The 13388-nt window shown below is 47.1% G+C and carries 1 protein-coding gene, 4 tRNA genes and 6 rRNA genes; 1 reads left to right on the top strand and 10 read right to left on the bottom strand.

Translation table 11 applies throughout. The annotated features are described in order from the left end of the window. Positions 1 to 42: 42 nt before the first annotated feature. Positions 43 to 1134, top strand: coding sequence for a sulfate/molybdate ABC transporter ATP-binding protein (locus M301_RS00570; RefSeq protein ID WP_013146811.1), 1092 nt, complete (start codon positions 43 to 45; stop codon positions 1132 to 1134). A gap of 185 nt (positions 1135 to 1319) precedes the next feature. Here the strand turns inward: M301_RS00570 and rrf (M301_RS00565) are convergent. The 10 genes from rrf (M301_RS00565) to M301_RS00520 form a co-directional block, all read right to left on the bottom strand. After that, positions 1320 to 1433, bottom strand: a 5S ribosomal RNA gene (gene rrf, locus M301_RS00565). Positions 1434 to 1714: 281 nt separating this feature from the next. Beyond that, positions 1715 to 4609, bottom strand: a 23S ribosomal RNA gene (locus M301_RS00560). Between the two features lie 420 nt (positions 4610 to 5029). Continuing rightward, positions 5030 to 5105 (bottom strand) — tRNA-Ala (locus M301_RS00555). Positions 5106 to 5135: 30 nt separating this feature from the next. Beyond that, a tRNA-Ile gene (locus M301_RS00550) sits at positions 5136 to 5212 on the bottom strand. A gap of 80 nt (positions 5213 to 5292) precedes the next feature. Beyond that, positions 5293 to 6830, bottom strand: a 16S ribosomal RNA gene (locus tag M301_RS00545). A gap of 656 nt (positions 6831 to 7486) precedes the next feature. Then, positions 7487 to 7601 (bottom strand): 5S ribosomal RNA (gene rrf, locus M301_RS00540). Positions 7602 to 7882: 281 nt separating this feature from the next. Then, a 23S ribosomal RNA gene (locus tag M301_RS00535) occupies positions 7883 to 10777 on the bottom strand. 420 nt (positions 10778 to 11197) lie between these two features. Beyond that, a tRNA-Ala gene (locus M301_RS00530) sits at positions 11198 to 11273 on the bottom strand. A 30-nt stretch (positions 11274 to 11303) separates the two neighbouring features. Further along, positions 11304 to 11380 (bottom strand) — tRNA-Ile (locus tag M301_RS00525). An 80-nt stretch (positions 11381 to 11460) separates the two neighbouring features. Further along, positions 11461 to 12998: ribosomal RNA gene (locus M301_RS00520) — 16S ribosomal RNA — on the bottom strand. Together the 16S, 23S and 5S rRNA genes with 4 tRNA genes alongside form the textbook arrangement of a ribosomal RNA operon. Positions 12999 to 13388: the final 390 nt, after the last annotated feature.

Below are 13388 nucleotides of genomic sequence, written 5' to 3'. Positions count from 1 at the left end.
TACCACCTAAACAACGAACATTGAATCAATTGGAATGAATCTATGAGTATCGAAATACGTAATATCAAAAAGAACTTTGGAAGCTTTAGCGCCCTGAATGATATTAGCTTGGATGTGCCTAGCGGTGAGCTAGTCGCATTGCTCGGACCTTCAGGTTGCGGTAAAACCACACTGTTAAGAATCATTGCGGGACTCGAAACGCCAGACTCAGGTAGCATTCACTTTTATGGTGAAGATGCAACCGCGAGACAAGTACGCGAACGTCAGGTAGGCTTTGTATTTCAACATTATGCCTTGTTCCGCCACATGACCGTGTTTGAGAACGTGGCTTTTGGATTACGTGTGCGTCCTAAAGAAACACGACCCTCTGATGCTGAAATTAAAAGACGTGTGCATGAGTTACTTGAACTCGTGCAGCTGGACTGGCTGTCAGATCGTTACCCTCCACAATTGTCTGGTGGGCAGCGACAACGCATCGCTTTAGCACGTGCCTTGGCCGTTGAACCTAAGGTTTTATTACTTGATGAGCCGTTCGGCGCATTAGATGCAAAAGTCCGTAAAGAACTTCGTCGCTGGTTACGTCGTCTGCATGATGAGCTTCATATCACGAGTATCTTCGTGACTCATGACCAAGACGAAGCCTTAGAGGTTTCTGACCGTGTTGTTGTGATTAACAAAGGTAATATTGAGCAAATAGGGTCGCCACAAGATGTTTATAACCATCCGGCAACGCCATTTGTATATCAATTCTTAGGTAATGTGAACCAATTCAATAGCCATGTGCATTTAGGTGAAGCGAAAATTGGTGATATTCAAGTAAAAGTTGACGCACATGAAGGCACACAGAATAGCGTAGCAACTGCATATGTGCGTCCGCATGACATTGAAGTGCATAAAGTACGTAATGGCAGTGCGCAAGGCTTTGAAGCGACCGTTAGTTACATTCATGCTATTGGTCCATTGGTAAGATTAGAACTACAACCAGCAGATCAATCAGAGTTAGTAGAAGCGGAGTTAACACAAGAACGCTTCCGTGAATTAAACCTCACTCAAGGCGAGAACGTATTTGTGTATCCAAGAAACGTACGTGTATTCTTAGACGATGGCAGCCATATTAAGCTGACTCCGAACTAACTATAGCCAGCTCACACAATCCCCCAAGCCCTCCCTGCGAGGGCTTTATTTTTGCTTGAATAAAGTCGGGTTAGATTAATATCGAAGCGGCAATTAAGATTGATGAATTGATTGAAGCTCCACAAAGCAAAAAGCCCTCTTACGAGGGCTGATGCGTGACTACTGTTGAGTAGTCTAAATAAATAGCTTGGCAGTGACCTACTTTCGCATGCAAAAAGCATACTATCATTGGCGCTGGTTCGTTTCACGGCCCTGTTCGAGATGGGAAGGGGTGGGTCCAAACCGCTATGGCCGCCAAGCATAACTGGTAACTCTTGTGCGCTGTTGAGTTTTCACCCAATTGCCTATCACAAGCAGAAATGCTGTGCGCTCAATCCTATTTTCATAGAATTAGCGTCTTAACTTCATCATTCAGTCTATTTCTAGACAGCTTTGATGCAGTTTTTAACAAACAGAAGAAGTAAAGTTTAATGTGTAATCATTGATTACATTGTCTTACATATCAAGTCACTATTAAAAACACCTGTTAATCTTGTATTGACTTGAATTTAATCAAATCAGGTTCAAGTTTTAAGGTTATAGGATCAAGCCTCACGAGCAATTAGTAACGGTCAGCTTAACGCATTACTGCGCTTCCACATCCGTCCTATCAACGTCCTGGTCTCGAACGACTCTTTAGGGGGGTTAAACCCCCAGGGAAATCTCATCTCAAGGCGAGTTTCACGCTTAGATGCTTTCAGCGTTTATCTCTTCCGTATTTAGCTACCCGGCTATACCATTGGCATGATAACCGGTCCACCAGAGATACGTCCACTCCGGTCCTCTCGTACTAGGAGCAGGTCCCTTCAAATTTCCAGCGCCCACGGCAGATAGGGACCAAACTGTCTCACGACGTTTTAAACCCAGCTCACGTACCACTTTAAATGGCGAACAGCCATACCCTTGGGACCGGCTACAGCCCCAGGATGTGATGAGCCGACATCGAGGTGCCAAACTCCCCCGTCGATATGAACTCTTGGGAGGAATCAGCCTGTTATCCCCAGAGTACCTTTTATCCGTTGAGCGATGGCCCTTCCATACAGAACCACCGGATCACTATGACCTGCTTTCGCACCTGCTCGACCTGTCCGTCTCGCAGTCAAGCAACCTTATGCCATTGCACTATCAGTACGATTTCCGACCGTACCTAGGTTACCTTCGCACTCCTCCGTTACTCTTTGGGAGGAGACCGCCCCAGTCAAACTGCCCACCATACACGGTCCCCAGTCCAGATTATGGACCTAGGTTAGAACCTCAACAACATCAGGGTGGTATTTCAAGGTTGACTCCACGAAATCTAGCGACTCCGCTTCAACGTCTCCCACCTATCCTACACAAATCTTGTCAAAGTCCAATGTAAAGCTACAGTAAAGGTTCATGGGGTCTTTCCGTCTAGCCGCGGGTAGATTGCATCTTCACAAACATTTCAACTTCGCTGAGTCCCGAGAGGAGACAGTGTGGCCATCGTTACGCCATTCGTGCGGGTCGGAACTTACCCGACAAGGAATTTCGCTACCTTAGGACCGTTATAGTTACGGCCGCCGTTTACTGGGACTTCAATCAAGAGCTTGCACCCCATCATTTAATCTTCCAGCACCGGGCAGGCGTCACACCCTATACGTCCACTTTCGTGTTTGCAGAGTGCTGTGTTTTTATTAAACAGTCGCAGCCACCTTTTCACTGCAACCCTATCGTGCTTCACGAGCAAGTCGCTACACACTACCAGGGCGCACCTTCTCCCGAAGTTACGGTGCTAATTTGCCGAGTTCCTTCTCCCGGGTTCTCTCAAGCGCCTTAGAATTCTCATCCTACCCACCTGTGTCGGTTTGCGGTACGGTCTTATATCACTGAAGCTTAGTGGCTTTTCTTGGAAGCATGGTATCAATCACTTCGTCTACAAGTAGACTCGTTATCACGCCTCGTCATTAACGACTCCCCGGATTTGCCTAAGGAATCTGACTACACGCTTGAACCGGGACATCCAACACCCGGCTGACCTAACCTTCTCCGTCCCCACATCGCATGATATAAAGGTACAGGAATATTAACCTGTTTCCCATCAGCTACGCATCTCTGCCTCACCTTAGGGGCCGACTCACCCTGCGCCGATGAACGTTGCGCAGGAAACCTTGGGTTTTCGGCGAGGGAGCTTTTCACTCCCTTTATCGCTACTCATGTCAGCATTCGCACTTCTGATACCTCCAGCAACCCTCACAGGTTACCTTCGCAGGCCTACAGAACGCTCTCCTACCATGCATACATTCCGAAGAATGTAGCATCCGAAGCTTCGGTTACGTGCTTAGCCCCGTTACATCTTCCGCGCAGGACGACTCGACCAGTGAGCTATTACGCTTTCTTTAAATGATGGCTGCTTCTAAGCCAACATCCTGGCTGTCTATGCCTTCCCACTTCGTTTTCCACTTAGCACGTCATTTGGGACCTTAGCTGTCGGTCTGGGTTGTTTCCCTCTTGACCACGGACGTTAGCACCCATGGTCTGTCTCCCGTAATTGCATTTCTCAGTATTCGGAGTTTGCAATGAGTTGGTAAGATCTTATGATCCCCCTAGTCATAACAGTGCTCTACCCCCGAGAATGATATACGAGGCACTACCTAAATAGTTTTCGGAGAGAACCAGCTATTTCCAAGTTTGTTTAGCCTTTCACCCCTATCCACAGCTCATCCCCAAATTTTTCAACATTTGTGGGTTCGGACCTCCAGTACCTGTTACGGCACCTTCATCCTGGCCATGGATAGATCACTTGGTTTCGGGTCTACACCCAGCAACTAGACGCCCTATTCGGACTCGCTTTCGCTACGCCTCCCCTATCGGTTAAGCTTGCTACTGAATGTAAGTCGCTGACCCATTATACAAAAGGTACGCAGTCACGGAACAAGTCCGCTCCCACTGTTTGTATGCATACGGTTTCAGGATCTATTTCACTCCCCTCCCGGGGTTCTTTTCGCCTTTCCCTCACGGTACTAGTTCACTATCGGTCGATTACGAGTATTTAGCCTTGGAGGATGGTCCCCCCATGTTCAGACAAGGTTTCTCGTGCCCCGCCCTACTTGTCGTTACCCTAGTTCCACACACGGGATTTCGTATAAGGGGCTATCACCCTCTATGGCCGGACTTTCCATTCCGTTCTACTATCGCATGTGCTAAAAATAACAGGCTATTCCATGTTCGCTCGCCACTACTTACGGAATCTCGGTTGATTTCTTTTCCTCGAGCTACTTAGATGTTTCAGTTCACTCGGTTTGCCACCATCTCTCTATATATTCAAGAGCGGTTACCCTTGCGGGTGGGTTTCCCCATTCGGACACTTCCGGATCAAAGCTTGTTTGCCAGCTCCCCGAAATTTTACGCAGGCTACCACGTCCTTCATCGCCTGTAATCGCCTAGGCATCCACCATATGCACTTATTCGCTTGATCCTATAACTTTAAAACCTGAACCCTTTTAAATATTCAGATCTCGTGACGCATGAGAACGTCAGCTACAGGTGTTTCTAAAGCAACTTTCTCTCAATCTGCAAGGTTGTACAGATTGAGATGGTTTGTTTCATTTATTTCTAGGTTATTTCGTGTGTAAACGTTATTGCTAACATTCACTACACTATCTAACCGGAACTAAACAAAGCAAAATGTTTCGATTTTGCAATCAATTACTACCCATTTTGAACACACATCCTCATCACAAAGATATGTGCTCACTTTACTTCTTCCATTTTGTTAAAGAACAGTCTAGTTAAAAACTAGAAGTAAATATTCATGCAGAACATTTACTTCTAATTTCTTTCTTTTCTATCGCTACAACATCAAAGTGATTTCTTGTCAGGTTTTTATTACAGTTACTGGTGGAGAATGTCGGGATCGAACCGACGACCCCCTGCTTGCAAAGCAGGTGCTCTCCCAGCTGAGCTAATCCCCCATTTGTCTAACAGGTGCTTACTATGGAATCTGGTGGGTCTGGATGGACTCGAACCATCGACCCCCGCCTTATCAAGACGGTGCTCTAACCAACTGAGCTACAGACCCTTATAGTCAAATCTTTTTTGATGTTGCTTTGGTCTAACAACTGATAAGTGTGAATGCTTGCAGCAATGGATGTTCTCTAGAAAGGAGGTGATCCAGCCGCACCTTCCGATACGGCTACCTTGTTACGACTTCACCCCAGTCATGAATACTACCGTGGTAAGCGTCCTCCCGAAGGTTAGACTACCTACTTCTGGTAAAACCCACTCCCATGGTGTGACGGGCGGTGTGTACAAGGCCCGGGAACGTATTCACCGCGACATGCTGATCCGCGATTACTAGCGATTCCGACTTCATGAGGTCGAGTTGCAGACCTCAATCCGGACTACGATCGGCTTTCTGGGATTGGCTCCCCCTTGCGGGTTGGCGACCCTCTGTACCGACCATTGTATTACGTGTGAAGCCCTGGCCATAAGGGCCATGAGGACTTGACGTCATCCCCACCTTCCTCCGGTTTGTCACCGGCAGTCCCATTAAAGTGCCCAACTAAATGATGGCAATTAATGGCAAGGGTTGCGCTCGTTGCGGGACTTAACCCAACATCTCACGACACGAGCTGACGACAGCCATGCAGCACCTGTGTTAACGTTCTCTTTCGAGCACCAATCCATCTCTGGAAAGTTCGTTACATGTCAAGGCCAGGTAAGGTTTTTCGCGTTGCATCGAATTAATCCACATAATCCACCGCTTGTGCGGGCCCCCGTCAATTCATTTGAGTTTTAATCTTGCGACCGTACTCCCCAGGCGGTCTACTTCACGCGTTAGCTGCGTTACTCATGGATTTTACTCCACCAACAACTAGTAGACATCGTTTAGGGCGTGGACTACCAGGGTATCTAATCCTGTTTGCTCCCCACGCTTTCGTGCATGAGCGTCAATATTATCCCAGGGGGCTGCCTTCGCCATTGGTATTCCTCCACATCTCTACGCATTTCACTGCTACACGTGGAATTCTACCCCCCTCTGACATATTCTAGTCTTGTAGTTTCAAACGCAGTTCCCAAGTTGAGCTCGGGGATTTCACATCTGACTTACAAAACCGCCTGCGCACGCTTTACGCCCAGTAATTCCGATTAACGCTCGCACCCTACGTATTACCGCGGCTGCTGGCACGTAGTTAGCCGGTGCTTCTTATCAAGGTACCGTCAACCTCAGATAATATTAGTATCTAAGTTTTCTTCCCTTGCGAAAGAGCTTTACAACCCGAAGGCCTTCTTCACTCACGCGGAATGGCTGGATCAGGCTTTCGCCCATTGTCCAAAATTCCCCACTGCTGCCTCCCGTAGGAGTCTGGACCGTGTCTCAGTTCCAGTGTGGCTGGTCGTCCTCTCAGACCAGCTACTGATCGTCGCCTAGGTGAGCTTTTACCTCACCTACTAGCTAATCAGATATCAGCCGCTCCATTAACGCCAGGCCCGAAGGTCCCTAGCTTTCCCCCGTAGGGCGTATGCGGTATTAGCCAACCTTTCGATTAGTTATCCCCCATTATTGGATACGTTCCGATATATTACTCACCCGTTCGCCACTCGCCACCAGACCGAAGTCCGTGCTGCCGTTCGACTTGCATGTGTAAAGCATTCCGCCAGCGTTCAATCTGAGCCATGATCAAACTCTTCAGTTTAATGTATGACTATTACTTTTTCCTCTTGCGAGGTGGTTATTTCGCTTTTGCTTTACTTACCTAATGAAAGGTAAGTGACTCAAATTCATTTCAAGGTCTGTGTGATTCTTATTACTAAGAACCGTTACATATTTGTCATAAATTTAAGTGTAAGCACTTGTTTTTCTGAGGCCGTACTTAAACCAAACAATCCAGTTAAATTCAAGCAGAGTTTAACGTCTACAGGAATAAGTAAATTGCGTCTAAGTAGGCTTGTCCAAAACCACAAGCACCCACACTTATCAGTTGTTAAATTGTTAAAGAGCTGTGTCGAAAATATGTTTTCTTTTCAACTTCTCGTCAACGCTTTGCGTTAACGAGGTGCGCATTATACAGAGCTTTTGAGCCGCGTCAATCATAAATTTGAAATGTTTCTTATTTATTATTGACGGTATTTTGACACACGATATTTAGTACTTTGAACACCTACTCACTACGTTCGTTCTGTCAGCGAGGTGCGCATTCTACAGGGGTTTCACGCCTTGTCAATCACAATCTTGAAACAATTTTTATTTATTATAAATCGCAAATATTTCAGAGATTTTTTATAAAACTACAGCAAAAAGCCCTCTTACGAGGGCTGATGCGTGACTACTGTTGAGTAGTCTAAATAAATAGCTTGGCAGTGACCTACTTTCGCATGCAAAAAAGCATACTATCATTGGCGCTGGTTCGTTTCACGGCCCTGTTCGAGATGGGAAGGGGTGGGTCCAAACCGCTATGGCCGCCAAGCATAACTGGTAACTCTTGTGCGCTGTTGAGTTTTCACCCAATTGCCTATCACAAGCAGAAATGCTGTGCGCTCAATCCTATTTTCATAGAATTAGCGTCTTAACTTCATCATTCAGTCTATTTCTAGACAGCTTTGATGCAGTTTTTAACAAACAGAAGAAGTAAAGTTTAATGTGTAATCATTGATTACATTGTCTTACATATCAAGTCACTATTAAAAACACCTGTTAATCTTGTATTGACTTGAATTTAATCAAATCAGGTTCAAGTTTTAAGGTTATAGGATCAAGCCTCACGAGCAATTAGTAACGGTCAGCTTAACGCATTACTGCGCTTCCACATCCGTCCTATCAACGTCCTGGTCTCGAACGACTCTTTAGGGGGGTTAAACCCCCAGGGAAATCTCATCTCAAGGCGAGTTTCACGCTTAGATGCTTTCAGCGTTTATCTCTTCCGTATTTAGCTACCCGGCTATACCATTGGCATGATAACCGGTCCACCAGAGATACGTCCACTCCGGTCCTCTCGTACTAGGAGCAGGTCCCTTCAAATTTCCAGCGCCCACGGCAGATAGGGACCAAACTGTCTCACGACGTTTTAAACCCAGCTCACGTACCACTTTAAATGGCGAACAGCCATACCCTTGGGACCGGCTACAGCCCCAGGATGTGATGAGCCGACATCGAGGTGCCAAACTCCCCCGTCGATATGAACTCTTGGGAGGAATCAGCCTGTTATCCCCAGAGTACCTTTTATCCGTTGAGCGATGGCCCTTCCATACAGAACCACCGGATCACTATGACCTGCTTTCGCACCTGCTCGACCTGTCCGTCTCGCAGTCAAGCAACCTTATGCCATTGCACTATCAGTACGATTTCCGACCGTACCTAGGTTACCTTCGCACTCCTCCGTTACTCTTTGGGAGGAGACCGCCCCAGTCAAACTGCCCACCATACACGGTCCCCAGTCCAGATTATGGACCTAGGTTAGAACCTCAACAACATCAGGGTGGTATTTCAAGGTTGACTCCACGAAATCTAGCGACTCCGCTTCAACGTCTCCCACCTATCCTACACAAATCTTGTCAAAGTCCAATGTAAAGCTACAGTAAAGGTTCATGGGGTCTTTCCGTCTAGCCGCGGGTAGATTGCATCTTCACAAACATTTCAACTTCGCTGAGTCCCGAGAGGAGACAGTGTGGCCATCGTTACGCCATTCGTGCGGGTCGGAACTTACCCGACAAGGAATTTCGCTACCTTAGGACCGTTATAGTTACGGCCGCCGTTTACTGGGACTTCAATCAAGAGCTTGCACCCCATCATTTAATCTTCCAGCACCGGGCAGGCGTCACACCCTATACGTCCACTTTCGTGTTTGCAGAGTGCTGTGTTTTTATTAAACAGTCGCAGCCACCTTTTCACTGCAACCCTATCGTGCTTCACGAGCAAGTCGCTACACACTACCAGGGCGCACCTTCTCCCGAAGTTACGGTGCTAATTTGCCGAGTTCCTTCTCCCGGGTTCTCTCAAGCGCCTTAGAATTCTCATCCTACCCACCTGTGTCGGTTTGCGGTACGGTCTTATATCACTGAAGCTTAGTGGCTTTTCTTGGAAGCATGGTATCAATCACTTCGTCTACAAGTAGACTCGTTATCACGCCTCGTCATTAACGACTCCCCGGATTTGCCTAAGGAATCTGACTACACGCTTGAACCGGGACATCCAACACCCGGCTGACCTAACCTTCTCCGTCCCCACATCGCATGATATAAAGGTACAGGAATATTAACCTGTTTCCCATCAGCTACGCATCTCTGCCTCACCTTAGGGGCCGACTCACCCTGCGCCGATGAACGTTGCGCAGGAAACCTTGGGTTTTCGGCGAGGGAGCTTTTCACTCCCTTTATCGCTACTCATGTCAGCATTCGCACTTCTGATACCTCCAGCAACCCTCACAGGTTACCTTCGCAGGCCTACAGAACGCTCTCCTACCATGCATACATTCCGAAGAATGTAGCATCCGAAGCTTCGGTTACGTGCTTAGCCCCGTTACATCTTCCGCGCAGGACGACTCGACCAGTGAGCTATTACGCTTTCTTTAAATGATGGCTGCTTCTAAGCCAACATCCTGGCTGTCTATGCCTTCCCACTTCGTTTTCCACTTAGCACGTCATTTGGGACCTTAGCTGTCGGTCTGGGTTGTTTCCCTCTTGACCACGGACGTTAGCACCCATGGTCTGTCTCCCGTAATTGCATTTCTCAGTATTCGGAGTTTGCAATGAGTTGGTAAGATCTTATGATCCCCCTAGTCATAACAGTGCTCTACCCCCGAGAATGATATACGAGGCACTACCTAAATAGTTTTCGGAGAGAACCAGCTATTTCCAAGTTTGTTTAGCCTTTCACCCCTATCCACAGCTCATCCCCAAATTTTTCAACATTTGTGGGTTCGGACCTCCAGTACCTGTTACGGCACCTTCATCCTGGCCATGGATAGATCACTTGGTTTCGGGTCTACACCCAGCAACTAGACGCCCTATTCGGACTCGCTTTCGCTACGCCTCCCCTATCGGTTAAGCTTGCTACTGAATGTAAGTCGCTGACCCATTATACAAAAGGTACGCAGTCACGGAACAAGTCCGCTCCCACTGTTTGTATGCATACGGTTTCAGGATCTATTTCACTCCCCTCCCGGGGTTCTTTTCGCCTTTCCCTCACGGTACTAGTTCACTATCGGTCGATTACGAGTATTTAGCCTTGGAGGATGGTCCCCCCATGTTCAGACAAGGTTTCTCGTGCCCCGCCCTACTTGTCGTTACCCTAGTTCCACACACGGGATTTCGTATAAGGGGCTATCACCCTCTATGGCCGGACTTTCCATTCCGTTCTACTATCGCATGTGCTAAAAATAACAGGCTATTCCATGTTCGCTCGCCACTACTTACGGAATCTCGGTTGATTTCTTTTCCTCGAGCTACTTAGATGTTTCAGTTCACTCGGTTTGCCACCATCTCTCTATATATTCAAGAGCGGTTACCCTTGCGGGTGGGTTTCCCCATTCGGACACTTCCGGATCAAAGCTTGTTTGCCAGCTCCCCGAAATTTTACGCAGGCTACCACGTCCTTCATCGCCTGTAATCGCCTAGGCATCCACCATATGCACTTATTCGCTTGATCCTATAACTTTAAAACCTGAACCCTTTTAAATATTCAGATCTCGTGACGCATGAGAACGTCAGCTACAGGTGTTTCTAAAGCAACTTTCTCTCAATCTGCAAGGTTGTACAGATTGAGATGGTTTGTTTCATTTATTTCTAGGTTATTTCGTGTGTAAACGTTATTGCTAACATTCACTACACTATCTAACCGGAACTAAACAAAGCAAAATGTTTCGATTTTGCAATCAATTACTACCCATTTTGAACACACATCCTCATCACAAAGATATGTGCTCACTTTACTTCTTCCATTTTGTTAAAGAACAGTCTAGTTAAAAACTAGAAGTAAATATTCATGCAGAACATTTACTTCTAATTTCTTTCTTTTCTATCGCTACAACATCAAAGTGATTTCTTGTCAGGTTTTTATTACAGTTACTGGTGGAGAATGTCGGGATCGAACCGACGACCCCCTGCTTGCAAAGCAGGTGCTCTCCCAGCTGAGCTAATCCCCCATTTGTCTAACAGGTGCTTACTATGGAATCTGGTGGGTCTGGATGGACTCGAACCATCGACCCCCGCCTTATCAAGACGGTGCTCTAACCAACTGAGCTACAGACCCTTATAGTCAAATCTTTTTTGATGTTGCTTTGGTCTAACAACTGATAAGTGTGAATGCTTGCAGCAATGGATGTTCTCTAGAAAGGAGGTGATCCAGCCGCACCTTCCGATACGGCTACCTTGTTACGACTTCACCCCAGTCATGAATACTACCGTGGTAAGCGTCCTCCCGAAGGTTAGACTACCTACTTCTGGTAAAACCCACTCCCATGGTGTGACGGGCGGTGTGTACAAGGCCCGGGAACGTATTCACCGCGACATGCTGATCCGCGATTACTAGCGATTCCGACTTCATGAGGTCGAGTTGCAGACCTCAATCCGGACTACGATCGGCTTTCTGGGATTGGCTCCCCCTTGCGGGTTGGCGACCCTCTGTACCGACCATTGTATTACGTGTGAAGCCCTGGCCATAAGGGCCATGAGGACTTGACGTCATCCCCACCTTCCTCCGGTTTGTCACCGGCAGTCCCATTAAAGTGCCCAACTAAATGATGGCAATTAATGGCAAGGGTTGCGCTCGTTGCGGGACTTAACCCAACATCTCACGACACGAGCTGACGACAGCCATGCAGCACCTGTGTTAACGTTCTCTTTCGAGCACCAATCCATCTCTGGAAAGTTCGTTACATGTCAAGGCCAGGTAAGGTTTTTCGCGTTGCATCGAATTAATCCACATAATCCACCGCTTGTGCGGGCCCCCGTCAATTCATTTGAGTTTTAATCTTGCGACCGTACTCCCCAGGCGGTCTACTTCACGCGTTAGCTGCGTTACTCATGGATTTTACTCCACCAACAACTAGTAGACATCGTTTAGGGCGTGGACTACCAGGGTATCTAATCCTGTTTGCTCCCCACGCTTTCGTGCATGAGCGTCAATATTATCCCAGGGGGCTGCCTTCGCCATTGGTATTCCTCCACATCTCTACGCATTTCACTGCTACACGTGGAATTCTACCCCCCTCTGACATATTCTAGTCTTGTAGTTTCAAACGCAGTTCCCAAGTTGAGCTCGGGGATTTCACATCTGACTTACAAAACCGCCTGCGCACGCTTTACGCCCAGTAATTCCGATTAACGCTCGCACCCTACGTATTACCGCGGCTGCTGGCACGTAGTTAGCCGGTGCTTCTTATCAAGGTACCGTCAACCTCAGATAATATTAGTATCTAAGTTTTCTTCCCTTGCGAAAGAGCTTTACAACCCGAAGGCCTTCTTCACTCACGCGGAATGGCTGGATCAGGCTTTCGCCCATTGTCCAAAATTCCCCACTGCTGCCTCCCGTAGGAGTCTGGACCGTGTCTCAGTTCCAGTGTGGCTGGTCGTCCTCTCAGACCAGCTACTGATCGTCGCCTAGGTGAGCTTTTACCTCACCTACTAGCTAATCAGATATCAGCCGCTCCATTAACGCCAGGCCCGAAGGTCCCTAGCTTTCCCCCGTAGGGCGTATGCGGTATTAGCCAACCTTTCGATTAGTTATCCCCCATTATTGGATACGTTCCGATATATTACTCACCCGTTCGCCACTCGCCACCAGACCGAAGTCCGTGCTGCCGTTCGACTTGCATGTGTAAAGCATTCCGCCAGCGTTCAATCTGAGCCATGATCAAACTCTTCAGTTTAATGTATGACTATTACTTTTTCCTCTTGCGAGGTGGTTATTTCGCTTTTGCTTTACTTACCTAATGAAAGGTAAGTGACTCAAATTCATTTCAAGGTCTGTGTGATTCTTATTACTAAGAACCGTTACATATTTGTCATAAATTTAAGTGTAAGCACTTGTTTTTCTGAGGCCGTACTTAAACCAAACAATCCAGTTAAATTCAAGCAGAGTTTAACGTCTACAGGAATAAGTAAATTGCGTCTAAGTAGGCTTGTCCAAAACCACAAGCACCCACACTTATCAGTTGTTAAATTGTTAAAGAGCTGTGTCGAAAATATGTTTTCTTTTCAACTTCTCGTCAACGCTTTGCGTTAACGAGGTGCGCATTATACAGAGCTTTTGAGCCGCG

Origin of the sequence: Methylotenera versatilis 301, from assembly GCF_000093025.1 — a bacterium.
Lineage (GTDB): Bacteria > Pseudomonadota > Gammaproteobacteria > Burkholderiales > Methylophilaceae > Methylotenera > Methylotenera versatilis.
The sequence above is the reverse complement of the archived record's forward strand: the minus strand, read 5'-3'. Positions and strand labels throughout refer to the sequence as shown.

Bases quoted from the DNA above. Each gene is read 5' to 3' on its own strand.
- M301_RS00570 (WP_013146811.1), top strand. From the start codon at position 43: ATGAGTATCGAAATACGTAATATCAAAAAGAACTTTGGAAGCTTTAGC.